Genomic DNA, 22467 nt, shown 5'->3' on the forward strand with positions numbered 1-22467 from the left:
GATCAGTTGATCTGGAATAGACCTTCGATTTCCACCGCGACGCCGCGCGGCAGGGCGGCGACACCCACGGCCGAACGCGCATGACGGCCCGCATCGCCAAACACTTCGACCATCAGGTTCGAGGCGCCGTTCACAACCTCGGGCTGGTCGGTGAAATCAGGGGTCGAATTGACAAAGCCGCCCAGTTTTACGACGCGCACCAACCGGCCCAGATCGCCACCGCATGCGGATTTCAGTTGCGCCAACAGGTTCAGCGCACAGGCGCGGGCGGCATTTGCACCTGCTGCCACATCCAGATCATCGCCAAGGCGGCCCTTGATCAACGCGCCATCGGCCATCGAGATCTGGCCCGAAATATGCACCATATCGCCGATCACGAGATAGGGGACGTAATTGGCGGCTGGGGTGGGGGCATCGGGCAGGGTGATGCCCAGCTCGGCAAGGCGGGACTCGATGGCGATGGTCATGGCGGCTCCGGTCGGGGAAAGGGTCATGCGCCAAGGCTAGTCCGATTGCGCGGGCGCTGCAACGGCGGGGAGCGGCGGCTCGCGCAGGGCGGTGTGCAGGGCGCGGGTCAGCGGATCGGTGAGGGCGGCCAGCAGCGGGCGGGCGGGGCCGGTAAAGCGCACCTCGACCGGTTGGCCGGGGCGCAGATCTGCGGGGTGATCCAGCCGCAGGCTGACACGCAGATAGGCGCGACCCTGATCGTCCAGCAATGGCTCGGCCGAAATTGCGCTGATATGGGCGGAAATCTCTGCCTGCTGAAAGCCGATCGCCGTCAGGCGGGCGGGCTGCCCAATATGCAGATGGGTCGCCTGTTCTGGCGCAATGGGCAATGTGGCCTGTTGCGGCGTGCCATCGGGCAGCAGGCTTGCAAAGACCTCGCCGGGGCGCAGGATCTGGCCGGGGCTGGCGGTATAGGTCAGCAACCTGCCCGCAACAGGGGCGGTGATCTGATATTGCGCGATCCGCAGATCGAGGGTGTTCCCCTCGGCTGTGATCGCGACAAGGCGAGCGTCAATGGCGCTGATTTGTGTGGCAGTTTGGCTCGCCAGTTCCTGTATGCGCATAGCCTCTTGGCTAAAAAGGGCGGCGCGCCGTTCGGGAATGGCGGCAAGGCCGGCGATCAGGGCTGCGTGACTGTCTTGCAAAGCGCCCAGATCCTCTTGCGCGGCAAGCGCCGCAGCGGCGGGAATGGCGCCGCTGGCGGCGAGTTGCGCCTGCGCCTCGGCTTGGCGCTGCGCGCGGGGCAGGCGATTCTCTAGCAGCGATAATCGCGCCGAAAGGCCGGTCTCCTCCTGTGCCAGCACGGCAAGGCTGGCGGCGCGGTCTGCGGCGATGGCGTCCGCAAAGGCCGGGTCCTGCAACGCGAGGCGACGGGTCTGAAGCAGCGCCGCCTCGGCCAACAATGCATCGCGCTGCATCCGCAGCGCGCGATCGTCTAGGCCCAGCAGCCGTTGATCGGCGAAGACGGCCTGATCAATCGCACCAAAGCTGTCAGCGACGTGCCCCCCTTCGATGGTCATCAGGGGAATCGCGGCCATCGGAGCTGTCATCGTGCCGCGCGCCACAGTTGCGGTCGGGATCGGCAGCAGCGCCCCAAGCCCCCCAAGGATGACCAGCAGAGCCGCCCCCAAATGCCACAGGCTGCGCATCAGCCCTGCAAGCGTATCTTGCCCGCCCCTCACGATGCGGCCCGCAGTGGCTGTGCATCCAATAGCAGCACGTGATTACACAGGCTGATCAGGCGATTATGGTGCGTGGCGATGACAAGGCTGGCGCCGCGATCACGTGCCTCGCCAATCAAATCGCACAGCCGGTCAATGGCATAGCTATCCAGATCGTTCTCCGGCAGATCCAGCAAGATACTGCGCGCGCCGGTTGCAAAGATCTGCTCGATCGCCAGCAGCCGCGCCCGCCCGCCGGGCAGGCTGCTGGGCGGCAGTGCCTGGGGCAGGGCGGCCAGTGCCGGTTGTGGTGCCGTCGGCAGTGGCAATGTGACCCCCGGCCCGCGCGCGATCAGATGCTGCAACAGCCGTGTTTTGCCGCTGCCAGACGCACCGATGATGGCCAAAGCCTCGCCGCCGGGAATGCTGAAGTTCAGGGGGGATGGGGGCCGGGGGCGTAACCCTCGCAAATCAGACGGTTACCGGCGAAAGGTTGCGCAGCGTCCGGCCCCCTCAGCACTGCCGCCAATGCCTCGAGCGGCGCATAAAGTTTGCCCGCCAGCAGCGCGGCGGCAAAAAGCGCGCCCATCGAAAGCGTACCTTGCAGGGCAAGGGCCGCGCCAACGCCAATGACCGCGCTTTGTCCGATCTGGTGCAAGCCGCGCATGACAGCCGCCTGGCGTGTGGGCGCGAGCGGTCTGCGCCACGCAAAAAGGAAGTCGAACAGTCCAAGCCCCAGCGCAGTCAGCGCAATCGCCGGATGAATCAGCCATAACACCCCCAAAAACAGGGGCAAAAACGGCAGATCCAACAATTGTGGTGCGCTGGGCAGCGCGGCCAGACGTCCGCCGATGGGCGGCGCGCTGTGCAGAATGCGGATACGCAGATCCTCGGCCCGCAATAGCGCGCCATAGGCACAGGCGGCGATCAGGCTAAGGGCCAGCAGCGTCTCGATCGCGCCGCTGGCAAAGACCTTGTCATAGACATTCAGCAGATAAAGCGGCCCCGTCATCACCAGCACATTCACCATCGCGCTGGCGATCAGGGCGGCGCCTAGCGCAGAAGTGATGCGGAAATTCGCCAGCATATGTGCATCCTGATCCCAAGGTCGTTAACCTATGGGCCCGAGGATAAGGACAAGGCGTATATATTTGGTTCACACCCGATCCGCCCCCTCGCGGCGGCACGTTGCCCAGACTAGAAGGAATCTGCCCGATTCGCGGCTTGCGCGGTCGGGGGCGAGGACATTTATGGGCAGGGTATTGCTTGCGTTTGTGGCTGCGGGTGCGGCTGTGTGTGGTGTTGCTGCGGCCGCTGGGCCTTGGGACGGGATCTATCGCCAATCGGCCAATGGGATCTGCGAACATGTCGGTGCGCAGGGCGGCGCGATTAAGATCGAGGATAGCATCTTTTACGGCGTTGGCATTGCCTGCCGCATGACGCGTCCCGTCGATGTGCTGGATATGGATGCGACGCTTTACACAATGGAATGCGTCGACGGCAACGGCGAGGATGCCGACCATTGGAGCGAGCGTGTCATGATGATGCGCGACGCCCAACGCGAAGGCGTCATCATGGTCTGGAACGGCTATGCCCTGCGGCACGAGCGCTGCGATATGCCGCCACCCCCACCGCCTGAACCCGCGCCACAACAGCCCGAAGCCGCGCTAGAGCCTGCGCCGGCCCGCCCCGCGGCGGTCCCGATTGTCGAGCAGCCGCCGCTGATTGAAACCAGTCAGGCCACCCCCGCCGCCCATTAACAGCGGGGGCGCTGGGTATTAGTTTGCGCCGCCCAAGATCCCTTGCAGGGCATTGGTGATCGCATCTTGCGAATTGTCACCGCTGCCTGCTGTGGGCAGATTGCTGGTGTCCGGCGGCAGGCTGCCTGCAGGCGCGCCAAAGGCCTCGAGCAGCGCGCGATCCAGTGCCGAATCGCCCGAGGGCAGAAAGCCGCCGCCGTCCGCCGTCAGGCCGCTGGGGTCGACAAAGTCGATTTGCTCGCCCGGTGCGGTCATTGGCAGGGGGGTCGGTGACATGCCTTCCAGCACGCCAGCCATGGTTTCTTGGAAGATCTGCGCCGGAATGCCGCCGCCGGTCACGCCGTTCAGCGGCGTGTTATTGTCATAGCCCATCCAGACGCCGATCACATAATCCGCCGAAAATCCGATGAACCATGCATCGCGCGCGGCGGATGTCGTGCCTGACTTGCCTGCGATCTGCCAGCCGTTGACACGGGCGCGGCGGCCGGTGCCTTCCTCGACCGCGCGCCACATCATCCAGTTCAGTTGGCGCGCTGCGTTTTCGGAAATCACACGATCACCGATGCCCCCCATCGTGCCCATCAGGCTGGTGTCATCACCTTGCAGGCGCAGCTCGACCAGGCCATAGGGCGTCACTTCAGAGCCGCCATTCAAAAAGCCCGCATAGGTGCCGGTCATTTCGATCAGGGTCGATTCCGACGCGCCTAGCGCCATGGCGGGCCCTTCGGAAATATCGCCGGTCACGCCAAACGCATGGGCGATGCGGGCGACGTTCTGGCGGCCTACAGCCTCGGACAGGCGCACGGCGGGGATGTTGCGGCTTTCGGCCAAGGCCTGCGTCAGGGTAATCCAACCTTTGAACGTGCGGTCATAGTTTTGCGGCGACCATGGGCCAGAGCCGCGCACGTTGATCGTCATCGGGCTGTCGTCGACGATCTCCATCGGGCCGATGCCCTGATCCAGCGCTGTGGCATAGATAAAGGGTTTGAATGACGAGCCGGTCTGACGCTGCGCCTGCGTGGCACGGTTGAACGCACCCGATGCGCGCAGGTCGCGCCCGCCGACCATGGCGCGCACGGCCCCATCAGCGGACATGACAACCACGGCGGCCTGCGCTTGTGACCCCTCGCGCACGGATTCTGCGAAGACATGGGTCACGGCGTTTTCGGCAACGGTCTGGATGCGCGGGTCCAGCGTGGTGCGGATGATCACATCCTCGGTCGTGTCGCGGGTAAAGAATTCGGGACCGGATTCCATGACCCAATCGGCGAAATAGCCACCGGCGCGGGCTGCGGCGGCGGCCGACAACTGCGCGGGGTTGTTGCGCGCCTCGGTTGCCTGGGCGGCGGTGATGAAACCCTGCTGCTCCATCAGGCCGATCACGACATTGGCGCGGTTTTGCGAACGGGCGAGGTTCGATGTCGGCGCAAGGGCCGAGGGCGCCTGCAACAGGCCCGCCAACATCGCGGCTTCAGAGGCGTTCACCTCGCGGGCGGATTTGCCGAAATAGCGCTGGGCGCCAGCCTCGAACCCGCGTGCACCTGCGCCCAGATAGGCGCGGTTCAGGTAAAGGGTCAGGATCTCGTCTTTGGAATAGCGGATCTCCATCGCCATGGCATAGATCGCTTCTTCGACCTTGCGCATAATGGTGGTGCGGCGGCAGTCGGCCTCATAGGCGGCTTCGCTTTCCCATTCACTGGGCACAAAGGGGCGGCCAAGACACAGCAGCTTTGCGGTCTGCTGGGTGATGGTCGAGCCGCCGTTGCCTTGCAGCGCACCGCGCCCTTCGGCCAAGTTGATCCGCACCGCCGAGGCGATCCCAATCGGGTCGACGCCGATATGCCAGTTGAAGCGGCGGTCTTCGGTTGCGACGACGGCATTGCGCAGCACGGGGGCGACGTCCTGCGACGAGATCATCCCCGCGAAATGGTCGCCGCGCCAGGCAAACGTCTCGCCATAACGGTCGGCCAGCGTGACCGACCCGCGCGTGCGCCCATCAACCAGTTCGGCCATTTCCGGCAGCGAGGTCGATTTTACAAAGACGATGGCGCCAAGGATGACAACCGCCGTCAGGCCCAGTTTCCAAAACACCGACCAGATGGCCCGGAAAATGCCAAAGATGACAGCGGCGATGCTGCCGAAAAAGCCGCGTTTCTTTGGGACGCGGCGGGGGGTGGGCTTGCGCCGGGGCGGGGTGCTGTTGCCACCGCCTTTATTGCCGCCACCACCTGCACCGCCACCTGTGCCGCCGCTGCGCGGACGCGGCGCGCTGGTGCTATAGCGGCGGTCCGCCACGAGAATCGGCGAGGCTGGGCCGCCGCCTTTACGTTCATCTTGTGTCATTACTGCTCGCCGCTTGCCGGTTTTGACCAATACTAACCGTGAATGGATGGAATGTTGAGGGCCATGAACACTTGCTTTGGGTTTTCATTGCGCACAAAATGCAGGCACAGTGTTCAAAATATGCTGTTTTTGCGTCAGTTATGGTGCAGCAGTTTTCCGCCGACGGCATGAAATAGGGCCGCACGCTTGTCGAGCTGCATCTTTTTAAGGCTCTCTTTTAGTCGGGCGGCCAGCAAACTCATTCGTGAACTGGCAACCGCGTCACAACTCGCAAGGGGAAGAACGTGAAACTCATCATCGCTACGATCAAACCGTTCAAGCTTGAGGAAGTGCGCGAAGCGCTGACTTCCGTGGGTGTGCGCGGCATGATGGTGACCGAGATCAAAGGCTTTGGCCTGCAATCCGGTCACACCGAAATCTACCGCGGTGCGGAATACGCCGTGAACTTCGTTCCGAAGGTGAAACTGGAAATCGTCGTGCCGGACGCATTGGCCGATGAAGTCGTCGCGACCATCGCCAAAACTGCCAAGACCGACAAAATCGGCGACGGCAAGATTTTCGTTCTCGACGTTGAAAGCGCGGTTCGCGTGCGCACCGGCGAGACCAATGAAGACGCGCTCTGACGCAGAGGCAAGGGACAGCTATAAATGTTGAACGCTAAAAAACTTGCAGGGCTTGCGGCTTTTGCCGCGATGCTTGCCCTGCCAGCCCATGCACAGGAGGCTGAGGCCGCTGTCGAGGCTGTTGAGACCTACGGTCCCTCCTCGATGGATCTGGTCTATATCTTGAACTCGCTGATCATGCTGATCGGTGGTATTCTGGTGTTCTGGATGGCCGCTGGCTTTGCCATGCTGGAGGGCGGTCTGGTCCGCTCGAAGAACGTCACGATGCAGATGCTGAAGAACGTTTCGATGTTCGCCATCGCCTGCTTTATGTATTACCTCGTCGGCTACATGATCATGTATCCGGGCGATGGCTGGATCATCGACGGCATCTTTGGCGTCATCGGCACCGCCAAACTGGAAGCTGTCGGCGTCGGCGCTGATGCGGTTGATGCCTATGACTATGCATCGACCTCGTCGGACTTCTTCTTCCAGGTCATGTTCTGCGCGACCACTGCCTCGATCGTGTCGGGCGCTGTGGCTGAACGTATCAAATTCGCACCTTTCATGGTCTTCACCATCGTGATGACCGCGCTGATCTATCCGGTCCAAGCGTCGTGGAAATGGGGCGGCGGCTTCCTGGACGCCATGGGCTTCCTGGACTTCGCAGGCTCGACCGTTGTGCACTCGGTCGGTGGCTGGGCGGCTTTGATGGGGATCATCATTCTGGGTCCGCGTCTGGGCAAATACAAAGATGGCAAAGTCATCGCCATGCCCGGCTCGAACCTGCCGCTGGCAACGCTGGGCACGTTCATCCTGTGGATGGGTTGGTTCGGCTTTAACGGTGCCTCGCAGCTGGCCTTCTCGGCTGTTGGCGATGCGGCTGACGTTGGCCGCGTGATGGCGAACACCAACGCAGGTGCCATTGGTGGCGCGCTGGCTGCGCTGATCCTGACCTCGGCCCTCTATCGCAAGCCTGACCTGACCATGGTGCTGAACGGCGCGCTGGCTGGCCTCGTCTCGGTCACTGCCGAGCCGCTGACCCCCGGCCTTGGTTCTGCCTCGCTGATCGGTGCCGTGGGCGGCGTGATCGTCGTGTTCGGTGTGTCCTTCCTGGACAAGCTGAAACTGGACGACGTTGTCGGTGCGGTTCCGGTTCACCTGTTCGCCGGTATCTGGGGCACGATCGCCGTGACCTTCACCAACCCCGAAGCAACCCTCTGGGTGCAGCTCTATTCGATCATCGTGGTTGGCCTGTTCACCATCATCGCATCGGGTATCGTCTGGCTGATCGTCAAAGCGGTCATGGGCCTGCGCGTCTCGCCCGAAGCTGAACAAGTCGGTCTCGACAAATCGGAACTGGGCATGGAAGCCTATCCCGAATTCAGCAAATAAGCTGATAGAACAAAGGAAAAGGCCCGCCGTTTGGCGGGCCTTTTTTATGTCTAACCGGGCAGTTTTACGCGCCCGCTTTGACGATCGCTGCCGCCAGCAGGGGAATGGTGCGGGCGTTCAGGCCGGCAATGTTCATGCGGCTGTCGCCTACCATGTAAATCGCATCATCGGCCCGCATCGCCTCGACCTGCGCCGGGCTTGCGCCAATGCGCGAGAACATCCCGCGGTGATGCGCGATGAAGTCAAAGCGATCCGAATTGGTCAGGCGGCGCAGCTCGTCTGCGAGCTGCTTGCGCAGACCCAGCATGCCAAGGCGCACTTCCTCCAGCTCTGCTTGCCAGTCAGCGCGCAGTGCGGGGTCGGTCAGGATCATGCCGACGACGCGGGCGCCGTGATCGGGCGGGAAGGAGTAATTCTGGCGGTTCAGAAAGTTCAGCGTGCCCTGCGTGATGCCGGTGCGCGCAGCCTCGTCCGAGATCGCCATCAGAATCCCGGTGCGCTCGCGGTAGATGCCGAAGTTTTTCGAACAAGACGCCGCGATCAGGCATTCGGGGAAGGCGGCGGCAACAGCGCGCGTCGCGGCGGCATCCTCGTCCAATCCATCGCCAAAGCCTTGATACGCAATATCGACCAGCGGCACGGCACCGGCGGCTTTCACCGTTTCAATGATGACGGCCCATTGATCGGCGGTCGGGTTCGCGCCGGTCGGATTGTGGCAGCAACCATGCAGCAGCACGACATCGCCCGCCGCGACGGTTTTCAGATCGGCGATCATACCGTCGAAATCGAGACCGCGGGTCTCCTCGTCGAAATACCGGTAATCTTGGCGGGTCATGCCCAGATAATTGATGATCGAGGCATGGTTCGGCCAGCTGGGGTTCGACACCCAGATCTTGGCGCTGGGCGCGGCGAGTTTGATCAACTCTAGCGCCTGACGGATCGCGCCAGTACCGCCGGGCGTGGCAATGCCCGCCACGCGGCCCCGTGCTACCGCGCCATCCAGAACCAGATCAACCATCGCGTCGATAAAGACCTGATCGCCGGATAGGGCGGTATAAACCTTGGTGTCTTGGCTTGCGACCAGACGACGCTCGGCCTCTTTTACCGCGCGCATGACGGGGGTGTGACCCTCGGCATCCTTATAAACGCCGACGCCCAAATCGACCTTGTTAGGGCGCGGGTCAGCACGATAAGCGGTGGTCAGCGACAGGATTTTGTCGGCGGGCTGTTCCTTGAGATGCTCGAGCATCAGTCTGTCCTTTGGCGGTGGAAGGCAGGCCTTCAGCCGCGTCGGGCAGGGGCAAGCCGGTCGCCCGTTGACCTAGCGCCCGCGAGGATCGGAAGCAAGACTTAGCCGTGGTCCTTCAGCAGGCGCTGCTTTTGACGATCCCAGTCGCGCTTGGCCTCGGACTCGCGCTTGTCATGCAGCTTTTTGCCCTTGGCGATGGCGATCTTGATCTTGATGCGGCCGACGTCGTTGAAATACAGCACCAGCGGGACGATGGTCATGCCCTCGCGCTGGGTGGCGTTCCATAGGCGCGCCAGTTCCTTGCGCTTGACCAGCAGCTTGCGGTGGCGGCGCTCCTCGTGACCCCAGGTGCGGGCAGGCTCGTAGGGGGCGATATAGCCGTTGATCAGCCACAACTCGCCATTTTCGACCGAGGCATAGCTTTCCGCGATATTCGCCTTGCCGGTGCGCAGGGATTTCACCTCGGATCCGGTCAGCACGATACCGCATTCCAGATCCTCTTCGATCTGGTAATCAAACCGCGCGCGGCGGTTTTCTGCGAGGACTTGGTAGTTGGTGTTTTTATCCTTGGCCATGCTGTCGCAGATAGGGATTTCGCGGGATTAAGTCCAGTGGGCGCGGGGCGGCTGCTGTGGCTTTGATACCCAATTGCCTGATCTCGCAACAGGTTGAAGGGCCAAGCCCTTTGAAATCCGTTAACGAGGAATTATCTGCGCATCGAATCGGCTTGCCCTTCGGGGCGGCCAAATGTGGGGAAGTGCCGTGTCGGGATTGATGTCAAAGCTGGTGCGCCCCGCGGCGCTGTTCGCCATGACGATGATGGGCGCTGGCGTAGCCGCGCCTGTCTTTGCGGCCGACCCCGAGGCCGGTGCCCGCAGCTTTGCGCGCCAATGCACCAGTTGCCATGTGCTGCGCGATGATGGCGGGCGCATGTTGGTCGGCACGGGCGCACGTACCGGCCCGAACCTGTTTGGCCTCGCCCGCCGCCCCGCCGGCACTGCCGAGGGCTTTGTCTATAGCACCGCAATGCAGCAATTGGCTGCGCGGACCATGCTGTGGGACGAGCCGAGCTTTGTCGCCTTTGTCACCGGCCCGGGCCCGTTCTTGCAGCAGCGACTTAGTGATCGGCGCGCCAACAGCCGGATGGCTTTTGTCGTATCAAATCCAGCGGATGCAGCGGATCTGTGGGCTTACCTCAGCGGACTTGGCAATTAGGTTGATCTGCGCCCCCGGCGGCGTAGTATGCCCCTGAAACAAGGAGAGCGTGATGGACCTTATGGTATTTGGGGCGCTGCTGGTTGGGGTGATGGCCGCCGGTATTTCGGGAATGCTGTTCCAACCGGGCAATTGGTACACGGCGCTGCGCAAGCCGTCATGGACGCCGCCGCCCATCGCTTTTCCCATCGCATGGACCGTGCTTTATCTGCTGATGTGTGTTGCAGGCGCGCGCGTGGCCGGAAAGTCCGGCGCGGATGTGGCGCTGGCCTTTATGGCGGGTCAGTTGGCCGTGAATGTCCTGTGGACGCCGGTCTTTTTTGGCCTGCACCGCATCCGCATCGGCATGGGCGTCATCATCCTGCTGTGGCTGATGGTGCTGGGCACGCTGGTGCTGCATTGGCGGATCGACTGGCTGGCGGGGCTGATGTTGGTGCCCTATCTGGTCTGGCTGACCTATGCCGCCGCGCTGAACCTGATGATCATTCGCCTGAACCCGTTCGTGGTGCCGATTGATCCGGGGCAGCTGCGCGTGGGTGAAAGCGGCAGATAGGGGATGGGGCGCTTAGGCGCCCCACGTTCTTTCCAGCAGGCCGAGCCAGTTCTTGTGGCTGATCTTTTCGATCAGTGCCGCATCATAGCCATGCTGGCGCATCTGGTCGAAAAAGGCGGGCATCCCCGCGACGTCCGACAGCACATCGGGCACCTGCGCACCGTCAAAATCGGAACCAAGGCCGATGTGATCCTCGCCCAGCACGCTGATCAGATGGTCGAGGTGGCGCAGCATCTGCTCCCAACCGACGCCCGCGCGCGATCCCGTGCCAAGGAAAGCCGTCGCATAGTTCAGGCCCACCATGCCGCCGCTGTCGCGGATCATACCCAGCTGGCGATCCGTCAGATTGCGGGCGGATGGCGTCACCGCATGGGCATTGGAATGGGTCGCAACCAGCGGCGCATTCGATAGGGCCGCGACATCGTTAAAGCCAGCCTCGTTCAGATGTGACAGATCCAGCATGATTTTCAGATCGTTACAGGCTTTGACCAACCGCTTGCCCGCATCCGTCAGGCCGGGGCCGGTATCGGGGGTCGACGGATAGGCAAAAGGCACGCCATGGCCAAAGGCGGTCGGGCGGCTCCAGACCGGCCCCAGCGAGCGTAGCCCCATGGCGTGAAAGGCGTAAAGCGCGTCAAGATCCGTGTCGATCGCCTCGGCCCCTTCCATATGCATAATGCCCGCGATACGGCCCGCGGACAGCGCGGCATGCAAATCGGTTGTGCTGCGGATGATGCTGAAATCACCCGGGGCCAGACGCTCCATCGCCAGCAGATGGCCCGCTTGCTGCACGGCAATCGCCTGCGCGTAATCCAATTCCAGCGGCGGCGGCAGCGGCATCGTATAGCTGGGGCTGGTCAGCATCGCATCCATATCCAGCGCTGGCATATCTGCGCGCGGCGAAGGGATATAAATCGCAAAGAACCCGCCGACAAAGCCGCCCGCCCGCATCCGGGGCAGATCAAGCTGGCCTTTGCCATCGCCCTCTAGCCATAGCTTGTCGCGCTGAGGATGGGCGCTCATGCGCAGCAGGAAATCGTTATGGCCATCGAATACGGGAATTGTCATGGGAAATGTCCGGGTTAGGTCTGTGCCTCACCGAAAATCGAATCCCGGTGCTGATCAAGGTAAATGTTCAGCCAAGGGGTGAATTGCGCGGGATTATCCCGCCGCGCGGCATCCAGATCGGGCAGGGACATCCAGCGGTAATCGGCGACCTCGTCAGGATCGGGCGCGATCTGCAGATCATCCGGCGCGGTGGCGGTGAAAATCGCGACATCTTCATGTTCGGTCAGACCGCCGCCGACATCGGCGCGGTAAGTGACGCGTCCACGCAACACGGGATCAAGGCCGGTGATGCCCATTTCCTCGCGCAATCGCCGCAGCGCGCAGGCATGATCGCTCTCGCCCGCATGGGGATGCGTGCAGACGGTATTCGTCCAGCGCAGTGGCGTGTGGTATTTTCCGGCGGCACGCTGCTGCATCAGGATCTGGCCCGCCCGCAGCACGAACACGCTGATCGCCGGATGCAAAAGCCCGCGGTGATGCACCGCGAGCTTGTCGACCGCCACCAGGCGGCCATCCACCCAAGCCAGGATGTCAGAGGAGCTCTGCATGAACCATGGCGGCGCGGATCGCGTCTTTGGTGCTGTCCAGCAGTTCGGTCAGGGGCGAGCGCACTTCGGCGCTGCACAGGCCCAGCAGCGACATGGCATATTTCGACCCGGCGACGCCCGGCTCGATAAAGATCGCCTCGTGCAGGGGCATCAGACGGTCCTGATAGGTCAGGGCGGTGGCGTAATCGCCCGCTAGCGTCGCGGCCTGCATCTGCGCGCACAGGCGCGGCGCAACGTTTGCAGTGACCGAGATGCAGCCAACCCCGCCCATGGCGTTAAAGCCGACAGCGGTGCCATCCTCGCCGGACAGTTGCACGAAATCATGACCGCAGCTTTGGCGCTGTTTGGCCACGCGCGACAGATCACCCGTGGCGTCTTTGACGCCGACGATCATCGGATGCTTGGCCAACTCGCCCATCGTGGCGGGCATCATATCGATGACCGAACGGGGCGGGATGTTGTAAATGATGATCGGCAGGCCAACTTCGGCGACGGCATGGAAATGCGCCAGCAGACCGCGCTGCGTCGGCTTGTTGTAATAGGGGGTCACAACCAGCGCGGCGGCGGCCCCTGCGGTCTTTGCAGCCTCTGTCAGGCGCACGGCCTCGATCGTGTTGTTGGAACCTGCGCCTGCGACAACCGGCACACGGCCAGCCGCGATTTCGATCACGGTGGCGACGACCAGGTCATGTTCCTCGTGGCTGAGGGTCGGGCTCTCGCCCGTGGTGCCGACGGGAACAAGACCGTTCGAGCCCTCGTTGATCTGCCACTCGACCAGCTTTTTCAGCGTGTCCAGATCCACCTTGCCGTCCTTGAACGGTGTAACAAGTGCTGGGAGTGAACCCTTGATCATGACGCGCTTCCTTTGATGGGCCAGCCAACCCGGCTGACCGTTGAGTCGAATGGGCGGAAACTAGTCCGCTTCACGCCGATTGCCAAGTTTGTGAGTTGCCTGCAAGAAGGCGTAAACTACTCTGGCCGCGCTATGCAGAAATTCATCCGAAAAACACTTGGAATTTTGACGCTGATGCTGGCCGCACCCGCAGCCGGGCAGGCGCAGCACGCGTTCCAGCCCGTGATTGCGGCCGCCGACAATGGCGATTGGCTGGCCGCGACCGTGAACGCCGCCCCGCAGGGGCAGGTGGCGGTGGATGTTGTCACATGGCTGCGCCTGCGCGCGGGCGAGGGGACATTCACGGAGGCCGCTGCCTTTTTGGACACGCACCCCGATTGGCCCGCCCGCGAGGGCCTGCGCGCCAGCGCCGAGGAGTTGATCCCCGCCGGATATGACGCCAGCGCCGTGCTGGCGTTCTTTGCCGAGGCGCCGCCCCAAACCGCGACCGGCGCCCTGCGCTATGCCGAGGCGCTGACAACCCTTGGCCGCGGGGCCGAGGCGCAGACGGCAATCATTGCCGCTTGGGTCGGTCTGGGTCTGGACGAGCTGGGCGAGGCGGCGCTGCTTTCCGCGCATTCCGATTTGCTGGCACCCCGCATCTGGCAGCGGGTCGATGCGATGCTGTGGCGCTGGCGTGTCAGCGATGCGCAGCGCCTGCTGCCGCTGCTGGACGCGGATCACCAAAAGCTGGCCGCCGCCCGCATTGCCCTGATCCGCAACGCCGATGATCAACAGGCGCGGCTGCTGGATGTGCCGCAGACACTGACTGCGGACCCCGGCCTTGCCTATGACCGCTTTAACCGTTTGGCCGATAGCGGCAATTATTCCGAGGCGATCGGCGTGATCGAGGCGCGCTCGCATTCCGCCGAAAGCCTGGGGCAGCCTTTTCGCTGGGCGTCATGGCGCGGCCAGCTTGCGCGGTGGCTGATGCGCGAGGGGCGGGCGGATGACGCCTATCTGGTTGCCACGCGCCATCATCTGGGGCCGGATCAGGCCAGCGCGATGGCTGATCTGGAATGGGTCGCGGGCTATGTCGCCCTGCGCCATATGAATGATGCCGCCCTTGCACAGCAGCATTTCGCCCGCGTGGCCGAGATATCCACCGGCCCGATCAGCCTGGCCCGCGCTGGCTATTGGCAGGGCCGCGCCGCCGCCGCGCTGGGCGCGGATGCGACCCCGTTCTATACCGCCGCTGCCCAGCATCAGACCGCTTTTTACGGTCTGCTCGCCGCCGAAGAACTTGGCCTGCCGCTGGATGAAAATCTGTCGGGGCGCGAGCAATTTGGCAATTGGCGCGAGGGGTCTTTCCTGCAAAACGACCTGACCCGCGCTATGTTGATGCTGCTGGCGGCCGAGGATCGTGGCAAGGCGGTGCTGTTCGCGGTGAAACTGGGGCAAACCCTGTCCCGCCCCGATCTGGGCCAGCTTGGCGCATTGCTGGCGGATATGGACGAGCCGTTTTTGGCCGTGCTGGTCGGGAAAACGGCGGCAGAGCGGGGGATCATCCTGCCCTCGATCTATTATCCCGTCCATCCGCTGGTGCAGCTTGACCTGCCCGCCGCGCCAGAGCTTGCGCTGTCGATCGCGCGGCGCGAAAGCGAGTTTAACCCCATCGTCGGCAGTCCCGTCGGTGCGCTGGGCCTGATGCAATTGATGCCCGGCACTGCCGAGGAAATGGCCCGCGCGCTGGGCGAGCCCTATGAGCGCGCCCGCCTGACATCCGACTGGCGCTATAACGCCCGCCTTGGCGCGCGCTATCTGGCGGATCTCGAGCTGCGCTTTGGCGCATCGCCGGTGCTGATCGCGGTGGGCTATAACGCGGGGCCGGGGCGGGTAAACCAATGGGTCAGTGCGCGCGGCGATCCGCGCGATGACGGGGTGGATGTGATCGATTGGATCGAAAACATCCCGTTTACCGAGACGCGCAACTACGTCATGCGGGTCACCGAATCGATCCCTGTCTATCACGCGCGTCTGACAGCGGCGGGCGATACGCCAGCGCCAGTGTCGTTTTCACAGTTGTTGCAGGGCACCAAACCCGTGCCGCGCCCCCCGCTGCGCCCAATACGCGCGGCAGAAATGCGACAATAGAGGTCGTTTTTTACGCCTTTTCCACCATGCCCCCCGCCGGTACCGTTGAACAGCTGTCCGGCTGGGTCTAGGTGTTAGATATGATCACCCAAAAGATGAAATACGCACTCAAGGCCCTTATGGTCTTGGCTGATGCCAAGGCCGAAGGCATTGCGGCCATGCGGATCGAGGAAATCGCCCGCAGGTCCGACACGCCCAAGCGGTTCTTGGAACATATTTTGCTGGAATTGCGCAACGCGGGGGTGATCGCCTCGATCCGGGGGCGCGCGGGCGGCTATACGCTGATCAAAGAGCCGGAGGCCGTGCAACTGTCGCAGATGCTGCGCTTGATCGATGGGCCGATCGCACCGCTGCCTTGCCTGTCGCGCAGTGCCTATCAGCGCTGCGAAGATTGCTCGGATGAGGCGACATGCCGTTTGCGCCGCGCGTTTTCCGAAGTGTTCTGGTCCTATCTGGTGATCATCGATTCGCTGACTTTGGCCGATCTGATCGCGCAGCCCGCCGTTGTGGCGCAGGTCATCGCATCGCCCGAACCGGCTTGAGGCTTTCGACGTATGGTCAAGTGGCATTGTGATAAAATGCCTCTGGACAGGCCTGCGCGTGTCGCCTAGAAGGCCCCTACCCAACAGGCCAACGCGCTTGTGAACCGGTGCCCGGGTAGCTCAGGGGTAGAGCAGTGGATTGAAAATCCTCGTGTCGGTGGTTCGATTCCGCCCCTGGGCACCATCTTTTACCTTCAAATTGATGACATGCTGCATGTGGCCGGTTTTTGCCGTTGCGTAGTGCTGCTTTCCGTTGCGTCAAAATGCCGCTTGACAGAAATCGACCCTGTTATACGAATTACTAATTCGTATGAGTAAGGATTCGATGCCAATGGCGCGGGTAACCCAGAAAAGCGTGGCGCAGCGTGCAGGTGTGTCTCAGGCCAGTGTTTCACTGGTTTTGGGGGGCGCGAATGCGGCCAGCCTGCCCGAAGAAACCGTTGCACGTATCCAAACCGCCGCACGCGAATTGGGTTACGTGCCGAACAGATTGGCGCAGGCGCTGAAGACCCGCCGTACCATGACGATTGCCTGCGTTGTGCCCGACATCACCAACCCGTTTTATCCGCATCTGATCCGCGGTGTGCAGGGCGTCGCCGAGGCGCATGGCTATGATGTCATTGCGCTGAATACCGACGGCAGCCCCACGCGCGAGCAGCACTTTTTGCAATGGGCGCTGCAGGGGCGGGTCGATGGGGTGGTCGGGGTCTTTTTCACCCTGCGCGCGCAGGCGCTGCAGATCCTGACCGAAAATGCCATCGCTGTCGTGCGGGTCGAGGCCGCACGCAAAGCCGGTGGCGCAGTGCCGATCGACGACATCTTTATCGACGGGCGCGCTGCGGCCGTTGCGGTCGTCGATTACCTATTGTCGCGTGGGCACCGTCGCATTGCCATCATCGCCGGGGCGGGAGGCCCCGAACAGGTGCGCATTGACGGCTATCGCGCGGCAATGATCGCCGCTGGCTGCGACCCGGTCGTGGTCGGTGTGCCTAAATTCGACGAGGCTGCGGGCCGCATTGCGGGCCGTCGCATATTAGAGATGCAGGCCGGAATTACCGCGATCTTTGCCGCCAATGACCTGCTGGCCATTGGCATCATGCTGGAACTGCGCGCGCAAAATCTGCGCATTCCGGACGATATCGCGGTGTTCGGTTTCGACAATATTTCTGCCGCGCCGCTGGTGACGCCGCCATTGTCCAGCGTCACGCAATTTCAAGATCGCATGGGCGAGACGGCCGCCCAGATCCTGCTTAATCGCATCGACGGTCGGCTTGAGGGGGCCGCAACCGTCACCGAGATGCCATTCGAACTCGTTCTGCGGGGGTCCGCCTGAACGTGTCAATCCTTGGGGGAGGAGAACATGACGATGACGAAAAAGGTAATGGGTGCCAGTGCGTTGTCCATCTTGGTGGCCGGCGCGGCTTGGGCCGAGGGGCCAGTGTCGTGGTGGTATGAAACCGCAACGCCTGCGCAACAAGATGTGGTCGCGCGCAATATCGTCCAGCCCTTTCAGGCGGCGAATGCGGGCACGACGCTGAACATCGAATATCGCGGCGCGGGGCTGGATAACCAGATCCGTATCGCGCTGCTGTCGGGCAGTGGCCCCGATATCGTCTATACCGGCGGCCCCAGCTATGTCGCCCCGATGGCGCGGGCGGGGCAGTTGCTGGCACTGGACAGCTATGCCGAAACCTATGGCTGGAACGACAGTATCCTGCCGGTTTTTCTGGAAATGGGCCGCTATGACGGCGCGCTTTATGCGCTGCCCAAGACCTATGAAACCTTGGGTCTTTACTACAACAAGACCCTGTTCGAGACGCATGGCTGGCAGGTGCCGACCACGCTTGAAGACCTCGAGACGGTCGCCGATGCCATGCTGGCCGAGGGGATCATTCCCTTTGCCTCGGGCAACGCGCTATGGCGGCCGACCAATGAACATTATGTCACCATCGCCCTGAACGCCGTCGCAGGGCCGGAAAACGTCTATAAGGCGCTGACCGGCGAGATTCCCTGGACGGCAGAGCCCTTTGTCGCCGCAATCACCCGACTGAACGATTGGTGGCAAAAGGGCTATTTCGGGCCGAACTACTTTTCCATCAGTGGCGAGCAGCAGGTCTCGATGCTGGCGGCGGGGCAGGCGGGCATGATGCCGTCGGGGACATGGCAGTTCCAGCACATCCCGACCTATTTCCCGCAAAACAACGCCGAGGCGGGCTTTGTCGGCTTCCCGAGCGCCGCGGATGTCGGCGAGCCGGTTTTTCCGCTGGGCGTCGGGTCGACCTTCTCCATCGCCTCGGCGTCGCGCAATCCCGATGGGGCGGCGGCGGTCATCGACTTTATCTTCTCGGAGGATACCTACGAGGCGATGAATGCCGAATGGCAGGGCGAATGGAACATGCCGCTGTCGGATCTGTCGGGGGTCGAGCTGCCGCCCGATGTGCTGCCGCTTTACACCACGGCGATGCAGAATCTGGCGCAATCCGTGTCCGAGGATGAATACGGCTATACCACCTGGACCTTTTTGCCGCCTGCAACGGTGACTTATCTGGTCAGCGGCATCGAGGAGGTCTGGGTCGGCCAGCAAACGGTCGAGCAATTCCTGACCCAGCTGGACACCACTTTCCGCCAGGAGCGCGACGAGGGCAAAGTCCCCGCCACCCCCGCACGATAGGGCAATCTTGCCATTTGGCTGGCGGCATGACGCTGCCAGCCGGATCAACCTTGATGTCAAGGAGGGGCTGATGCACCGCCTCTATCTCGTGCCGACTTTGGTGATCAATGTCACCATCATCCTGATCCCCGCGCTGCTGACGATCTCGCTGGCGTTTTTCCGGTGGGACGGCATCTCGCAGCCGACGTTTATTGGCTTCGCGAACTTTCAGGCGCTTTGGGACGACCGCATCTTTTGGCGGGCACTGGGGAATAATATCAAATGGACGGCGCTGTTCCTGACAGTGCCCATCGCGATGGGCCTGTTGGCGGCGACGCTGCTGCTGGTCGCCAAACGCGGCAGCATGTTCTTTCAGGTGATCTATTTCCTGCCGATGATCATCGCGACCGTCATTCTGGCGCGGATCTGGCAGGGGATGATCTTTAGCCCCGTCACCGGCGTGAACGGTATGCTGCAGCGCTTGGGCTTTCCGACGATTGATCCGCTCAGCTCCACCGCCACATCGCTGTTTGCCATCGCCACGGTGGACCTGTGGCACTGGTGGGGTTTCCTTTGTGTGATCTTTTTCGCGGCCCTGCGGCAAGTGCCGTCCGAGCAGGTCGAAGCCGCCCGGATCGAGGGCGCGAGTTTCTGGCAGCTTCTGCGCTATGTGCTGCTGCCCGCCATTCGTCCGACCATCACGCTGATGATGATCATGACGGTGATCTGGTCGTTCCTGGTCTTTGACTTTGTCTATGTCCTGACCCAAGGCGGCCCGGCCTTTTCCAGCGAAGTGCTGTCCACGCTGGCCTATCGCAACGCCTTTTACGATCTGGCGGTGGGCAAAGCGGCGGCGGTGGCGGTGGTGATCAGCCTGTTCGGCCTTGCCGCGACCACCTTTTACATCCGCGAGCAGTCAAAGGAGATGAGCCGATGAATGCGATCGAAAGCCGCCTGACGCGTATTCTGGCCTATACAGCCCTCAGCGTGCTGCTGTTCATCACTCTGTTTCCCATCGCGCTGCTGGTGCTGAACGCGTTCAAATCCTCGCCCGAGATTATCGAAAGCCCGCTGGCGCTGCCCGATGTCTGGCGCTGGGATAATTTCAGCAAAGCTTGGGCGCAGACACGTTTCTCGACCACGATGCTGAATTCGGCGCTGCTGGCGGGGCTGACGATCATACTGGTCTGCACCACCGGCTCGCTGACCGCCTACGTGCTGGCGCGGCGCAAGGTGAAAAGCTGGAAGATCGTGACATTCTATCTGCTGGCGACGACCACCGCGCCGATCCAGTTGTTCCTGTTCCCGCTGTATTTCGGCTTTGCGCGCCTGGGGATGATCAACAATGTCTTTGCGGTCTCGCTGGTCTATACGGCGCTGTGGTCGCCCTTTGCGGTGATGCTGCTGCGGACGTATTTTCTGGCCGTTCCCAAAGAGCTAGAGGAATCCGCGCTGGTCGATGGCGCGACCCATTGGCAGGTCTTTACCCGTGTGATGCTGCCCATCGTCTCGCCGGGGATACTGACGGTTGCGCTGATCGTCGGGCTGAATGCGTGGAATGAATTCCTGATCGCGAACACGTTCTTGCCCGGCGGTAACAGCGCCACGGCGATTGTCGCCTTTTTCCAACTCTCGGGTCAGTACAGCTCGGACTGGGGGGTCATTATGGCCGCCGCCGCGCTGATTGTTCTGCCCGTTGTGATCCTTTTTGTCCTGCTGCAACGCCGCTTCATCGAAGGGATGGCTGGCGGTTCGGTCAAGGGCTGACCCTTTCGGAGGTATGATGATGACCACCCTACCCAAAGATTATGTTGAACGTGTCTATGCCGGTGTGCTGGGCAAGCTGATCGGTGTCTATCTGGGCCGCCCGTTCGAGGGCTGGACCTATCAGCGCATCATGCGCGAGCTGGGGCCGATCGAATATTACGTGCACGAGCGCCTGAACCAGCCGCTGGTCATCACCGATGATGATGTGGCGGGCACCTTTACCTTTGTCCGCGCCCTCGAGGATTACGGCATCAGCCCCGATATCTCCGCGCGCGATATCGGCAAGGCTTGGATGAACTACATCATCCGCGAACGGGCCATCCTGTGGTGGGGCGGCTATGGCAACTCGACCGAACATACGGCTTGGCTGAACCTGAAAAAGGGCATCCCCGCGCCGCAGTCGGGCTCCATCGCGGAAAACGGCCAGACGGTCGCTGAACAGATCGGGGCGCAGATTTTCATCGACGGCTGGGCGCTGATCGCGCCGAACCAGCCCGCGCGTGCCGCCAAAATGGCCGAGCAAGCGGGCAAGGTCAGCCATGACGGGGAATCGGTCTATGCCGCCATGCTCTGGGCGGCGATGGAGGCGGCCGCCTTTTCCAGCCGCGATATCAACCATCTGATCGACACCGGCCTGAAGGTCATCCCCAAGGACAGCCTGATTGCCAAGGTGATCGCCGATATCCGCACATGGCACGCCGAGGCCCCCGATGATTGGCAACGTAGCCGCCAGTTGATCGAGGATCACTACGGCTATGACAAATATCCCGGCAACTGCCACGTCATCCCGAACCATGCGCTGATGATTATGACCGTGCTGCACGCGCCCCATGATTTCCAGCGCGCGCAGATGATCGTGAATACCTCGGGCTGGGACACGGATTGCAACGCCGGCAATGTCGGCTGTCTGCAAGGGATCATGCTGGGTCTGGAGGGCATCGACTCTGGCCCCGACTGGCGCGGGCCGGTGGCGGATCGGCTGCTGATCTCGACAGCGGATGGTGGGTTTTCGATCAACGACGCGGTGCGGATATCAACTTGGCTTGCGGATCTGGGGCGGCAACTGGCGGGCGAGGCCAAGGCGAAACCCGCCAAGGACGGCGCACGATTCCATTTCACCTTGCCCGGCAGCCAGCAGGGTTTCCGTGTGCAGGCGGGCCAAACCGCGGTGCCGGGGGCGGGCGTGGGCAATGCGGGCGGTATGCTGGCACTGCGCTATGAGGCCCTCAGCCGCGGGCAAGAGGCGGCTGTGGTGACGCCGACTTTCTCGCCACCCGAAATGCTGAATATGCGCACCTATGATCTGATGGCCTCGCCCCTGATCTATCCGGGGCAGGTGCTGCGGGCGCGGGTTGTGGCGGCGGATGGTAACCAAGGCGCGATCAGGGTCGCGCTGCGCCTGCGCCATTATGGCGCGCGCGACGCGCTGATCAATCTGGACGCGCCTGCGCAGGTTCTGCACGCAGGTAAGGCGGCAGTGCTGGAATGGCGTATCCCCGACCTTGGCGGCCAGCCCATTGCCGAGGTTGGTATCGTCGCCACCGCCGACGGCATGCGCGCGTCCGGCACCCTGCATCTGGACTGGATGGACTGGTCCGGCACGCCAGAGCTGGAACTGAAACGGCCCGAGGGCGAGGCGGATTTCTGGCGCATGGCCTGGGTTAATGCGGTGGATGTCTTCTCGAAACGTCATCCGCCCAGCTTCCGTATCTCGCAAGCGGACGGGCAGGGGCTGATCGCCCATGGCACGCGCGACTGGACGGATTACACCGTCTCATCCGATCTGATCATCGACCTGTGCCGCGATGCGGGCCTTGCGGTGCGGGTGCAGGGGCAGCGGCGCTATTACTACATCCGCGCCACCCGCACGGGCGAGTTGCAGATCACCCGCGAGCGGGACGAGGACAGCACGATCCTTGCCACCACCCCGTTTGAGTTGAAGCTGTCGGCGAAAACCCCCTTCCGCGTCCGGATCAAAGGTCAGACCATCGAGGCCGAGGTCGGCGGCACCCACCTGTCCGTCACCGACGATGCACCCGAGGGGTTCACCTGCGGCGGCATCGGCCTGGTCGTGGCCGAAGGGGCGCTGTCCAGCGATCTCGTCCGTGTGACGGGGGCATAG

The 22467-nt window shown here is 62.6% G+C and carries 22 protein-coding genes and 1 tRNA gene; 13 read left to right on the forward strand and 10 right to left on the reverse strand.

Features of this window, described 5'->3' with window-relative positions:
- Positions 1–2 precede the first annotated feature (2 nt).
- From KVU_RS00310 to KVU_RS00325, 4 genes are read right to left on the reverse strand one after another with little or no spacing between them, the layout of a single operon-like run.
- Positions 3–467 carry a RidA family protein gene (locus KVU_RS00310; protein WP_013383311.1) on the reverse strand — a complete coding sequence of 155 codons (465 nt, stop codon included), beginning with the start codon at positions 465–467 and terminating at the stop codon, positions 3–5.
- Between the two features lie 36 nt (positions 468–503).
- Positions 504–1688 carry a putative HlyD family type I secretion protein gene (locus KVU_RS00315; protein WP_014537432.1) on the reverse strand — a complete coding sequence of 395 codons (1185 nt, stop codon included), beginning with the start codon at positions 1686–1688 and terminating at the stop codon, positions 504–506.
- Positions 1685–2074, reverse strand: a complete 390-nt coding sequence (locus tag KVU_RS00320) for an ATP-binding cassette domain-containing protein (RefSeq protein ID WP_014537433.1) — start codon at positions 2072–2074, stop codon at positions 1685–1687. The genes KVU_RS00315 and KVU_RS00320 overlap by 4 nt, the downstream gene beginning before the upstream one ends.
- A 26-nt stretch (positions 2075–2100) precedes the next feature.
- Complete coding sequence (locus KVU_RS00325) at positions 2101–2754, reverse strand: type I secretion system permease/ATPase (RefSeq protein ID WP_014537434.1); 654 nt, start codon at positions 2752–2754, stop codon at positions 2101–2103.
- A 163-nt stretch (positions 2755–2917) separates the two neighbouring features.
- Between KVU_RS00325 and KVU_RS00330 the strand changes: the two genes are divergently transcribed.
- A complete protein-coding gene (locus KVU_RS00330; RefSeq protein ID WP_013383313.1) occupies positions 2918–3427 on the forward strand; it encodes a hypothetical protein in 510 nt (169 codons plus the stop codon).
- Between the two features lie 18 nt (positions 3428–3445).
- Here KVU_RS00330 and KVU_RS00335 read toward each other — a convergent pair whose 3' ends face one another.
- Positions 3446–5770, reverse strand: coding sequence for a transglycosylase domain-containing protein (locus KVU_RS00335; RefSeq protein ID WP_014537435.1), 2325 nt, complete (start codon positions 5768–5770; stop codon positions 3446–3448).
- 284 nt (positions 5771–6054) lie between these two features.
- Here KVU_RS00335 and KVU_RS00340 point away from each other — a divergent pair, with 284 nt between their 5' ends.
- The gene (locus KVU_RS00340; protein ID WP_013383315.1) at positions 6055–6393 is read left to right on the forward strand and encodes a P-II family nitrogen regulator; all 339 of its coding nucleotides are present in this window, start codon (positions 6055–6057) and stop codon (positions 6391–6393) included.
- 24 nt (positions 6394–6417) lie between these two features.
- The gene (gene amt / locus KVU_RS00345) at positions 6418–7767 is read left to right on the forward strand and encodes an ammonium transporter (protein ID WP_013383316.1); all 1350 of its coding nucleotides are present in this window, start codon (positions 6418–6420) and stop codon (positions 7765–7767) included.
- A gap of 64 nt (positions 7768–7831) precedes the next feature.
- Here the strand turns inward: amt and KVU_RS00350 are convergent, their stop codons facing one another.
- Together KVU_RS00350 and smpB are read right to left on the reverse strand one after the other, a co-directional pair.
- Entirely contained in the window at positions 7832–9016 is a 1185-nt protein-coding gene (locus KVU_RS00350; RefSeq protein WP_013383317.1) for an amino acid aminotransferase, read from the reverse strand.
- 101 nt (positions 9017–9117) lie between these two features.
- Positions 9118–9591 (reverse strand): SsrA-binding protein SmpB, encoded by a 474-nt coding sequence (smpB, locus tag KVU_RS00355; protein WP_013383318.1) that lies wholly within the window; start codon positions 9589–9591, stop codon positions 9118–9120.
- Positions 9592–9778: 187 nt separating this feature from the next.
- On the opposite strand from smpB, the gene KVU_RS00360 reads away from it, so the two are divergent.
- Together KVU_RS00360 and tspO are read left to right on the forward strand one after the other, a co-directional pair.
- Positions 9779–10231 (forward strand): c-type cytochrome, encoded by a 453-nt coding sequence (locus KVU_RS00360; RefSeq protein ID WP_014537437.1) that lies wholly within the window; start codon positions 9779–9781, stop codon positions 10229–10231.
- 52 nt (positions 10232–10283) lie between these two features.
- Positions 10284–10784 (forward strand): tryptophan-rich sensory protein TspO, encoded by a 501-nt coding sequence (gene tspO, locus KVU_RS00365; protein ID WP_013383320.1) that lies wholly within the window; start codon positions 10284–10286, stop codon positions 10782–10784.
- Between the two features lie 12 nt (positions 10785–10796).
- On the opposite strand, the gene KVU_RS00370 is transcribed toward tspO, so the two are convergent.
- From KVU_RS00370 to dapA, 3 genes are read right to left on the reverse strand one after another with little or no spacing between them, the layout of a single operon-like run.
- A complete protein-coding gene (locus tag KVU_RS00370) occupies positions 10797–11852 on the reverse strand; it encodes a dipeptidase (protein ID WP_013383321.1) in 1056 nt (351 codons plus the stop codon).
- Positions 11853–11866: 14 nt separating this feature from the next.
- Positions 11867–12400: an isopentenyl-diphosphate delta-isomerase gene (gene idi, locus KVU_RS00375; RefSeq protein ID WP_044007998.1), complete on the reverse strand. Its 534-nt coding sequence runs from the start codon at positions 12398–12400 to the stop codon at positions 11867–11869.
- Positions 12384–13253 carry a 4-hydroxy-tetrahydrodipicolinate synthase gene (gene dapA / locus KVU_RS00380; RefSeq protein WP_014537440.1) on the reverse strand — a complete coding sequence of 290 codons (870 nt, stop codon included), beginning with the start codon at positions 13251–13253 and terminating at the stop codon, positions 12384–12386. Before dapA ends, idi begins: the two co-directional genes overlap by 17 nt.
- Positions 13254–13385: 132 nt before the next feature.
- On the opposite strand from dapA, the gene KVU_RS00385 reads away from it, so the two are divergent.
- The 8 genes from KVU_RS00385 (at position 13386) to KVU_RS00420 (ending at position 22467) form a co-directional block, all read left to right on the forward strand.
- Positions 13386–15386 carry a lytic transglycosylase domain-containing protein gene (locus tag KVU_RS00385; protein WP_013383324.1) on the forward strand — a complete coding sequence of 667 codons (2001 nt, stop codon included), beginning with the start codon at positions 13386–13388 and terminating at the stop codon, positions 15384–15386.
- 80 nt (positions 15387–15466) lie between these two features.
- A complete protein-coding gene (locus tag KVU_RS00390) occupies positions 15467–15928 on the forward strand; it encodes an RrF2 family transcriptional regulator (protein WP_013383325.1) in 462 nt (153 codons plus the stop codon).
- Between the two features lie 109 nt (positions 15929–16037).
- Positions 16038–16112: transfer RNA gene (locus KVU_RS00395), tRNA-Phe, on the forward strand.
- Positions 16113–16259: 147 nt separating this feature from the next.
- Positions 16260–17261, forward strand: a complete 1002-nt coding sequence (locus tag KVU_RS00400) for a LacI family DNA-binding transcriptional regulator (RefSeq protein WP_013383326.1) — start codon at positions 16260–16262, stop codon at positions 17259–17261.
- A gap of 27 nt (positions 17262–17288) precedes the next feature.
- Complete coding sequence (locus tag KVU_RS00405; protein WP_013383327.1) at positions 17289–18599, forward strand: ABC transporter substrate-binding protein; 1311 nt, start codon at positions 17289–17291, stop codon at positions 18597–18599.
- A 70-nt stretch (positions 18600–18669) separates the two neighbouring features.
- On the forward strand, positions 18670–19515 hold the full coding sequence (locus KVU_RS00410) for a carbohydrate ABC transporter permease (RefSeq protein WP_193365320.1): 846 nt from the start codon (positions 18670–18672) through the stop codon (positions 19513–19515).
- Entirely contained in the window at positions 19512–20345 is an 834-nt protein-coding gene (locus KVU_RS00415; RefSeq protein ID WP_013383329.1) for a carbohydrate ABC transporter permease, read from the forward strand. The genes KVU_RS00410 and KVU_RS00415 overlap by 4 nt, the downstream gene beginning before the upstream one ends.
- 16 nt (positions 20346–20361) lie before the next feature.
- Entirely contained in the window at positions 20362–22467 is a 2106-nt protein-coding gene (locus tag KVU_RS00420) for an ADP-ribosylglycohydrolase family protein (RefSeq protein WP_014537441.1), read from the forward strand.

The sequence above is a fragment of the Ketogulonicigenium vulgare WSH-001 genome, from assembly GCF_000223375.1.
GTDB lineage: Bacteria > Pseudomonadota > Alphaproteobacteria > Rhodobacterales > Rhodobacteraceae > Ketogulonicigenium > Ketogulonicigenium vulgare.

Bases quoted from the DNA above. Each gene is read 5' to 3' on its own strand.
- amt (WP_013383316.1), top strand. From the start codon at position 6,418: ATGTTGAACGCTAAAAAACTTGCAGGGCTTGCGGCTTTTGCCGCGATG.
- KVU_RS00350 (WP_013383317.1), bottom strand. From the start codon at position 9,016: ATGCTCGAGCATCTCAAGGAACAGCCCGCCGACAAAATCCTGTCGCTG.
- KVU_RS00390 (WP_013383325.1), top strand. From the start codon at position 15,467: ATGATCACCCAAAAGATGAAATACGCACTCAAGGCCCTTATGGTCTTG.
- KVU_RS00335 (WP_014537435.1), bottom strand. From the start codon at position 5,770: ATGACACAAGATGAACGTAAAGGCGGCGGCCCAGCCTCGCCGATTCTC.
- tspO (WP_013383320.1), top strand. From the start codon at position 10,284: ATGGACCTTATGGTATTTGGGGCGCTGCTGGTTGGGGTGATGGCCGCC.
- dapA (WP_014537440.1), bottom strand. From the start codon at position 13,253: ATGATCAAGGGTTCACTCCCAGCACTTGTTACACCGTTCAAGGACGGC.
- KVU_RS00310 (WP_013383311.1), bottom strand. From the start codon at position 467: ATGACCATCGCCATCGAGTCCCGCCTTGCCGAGCTGGGCATCACCCTG.
- KVU_RS00325 (WP_014537434.1), bottom strand. From the start codon at position 2,754: ATGCTGGCGAATTTCCGCATCACTTCTGCGCTAGGCGCCGCCCTGATC.
- KVU_RS00415 (WP_013383329.1), top strand. From the start codon at position 19,512: ATGAATGCGATCGAAAGCCGCCTGACGCGTATTCTGGCCTATACAGCC.
- idi (WP_044007998.1), bottom strand. From the start codon at position 12,400: ATGCAGAGCTCCTCTGACATCCTGGCTTGGGTGGATGGCCGCCTGGTG.
- smpB (WP_013383318.1), bottom strand. From the start codon at position 9,591: ATGGCCAAGGATAAAAACACCAACTACCAAGTCCTCGCAGAAAACCGC.
- KVU_RS00420 (WP_014537441.1), top strand. From the start codon at position 20,362: ATGATGACCACCCTACCCAAAGATTATGTTGAACGTGTCTATGCCGGT.
- KVU_RS00330 (WP_013383313.1), top strand. From the start codon at position 2,918: ATGGGCAGGGTATTGCTTGCGTTTGTGGCTGCGGGTGCGGCTGTGTGT.
- KVU_RS00370 (WP_013383321.1), bottom strand. From the start codon at position 11,852: ATGACAATTCCCGTATTCGATGGCCATAACGATTTCCTGCTGCGCATG.
- KVU_RS00385 (WP_013383324.1), top strand. From the start codon at position 13,386: ATGCAGAAATTCATCCGAAAAACACTTGGAATTTTGACGCTGATGCTG.
- KVU_RS00400 (WP_013383326.1), top strand. From the start codon at position 16,260: ATGGCGCGGGTAACCCAGAAAAGCGTGGCGCAGCGTGCAGGTGTGTCT.
- KVU_RS00410 (WP_193365320.1), top strand. From the start codon at position 18,670: ATGCACCGCCTCTATCTCGTGCCGACTTTGGTGATCAATGTCACCATC.
- KVU_RS00405 (WP_013383327.1), top strand. From the start codon at position 17,289: ATGACGATGACGAAAAAGGTAATGGGTGCCAGTGCGTTGTCCATCTTG.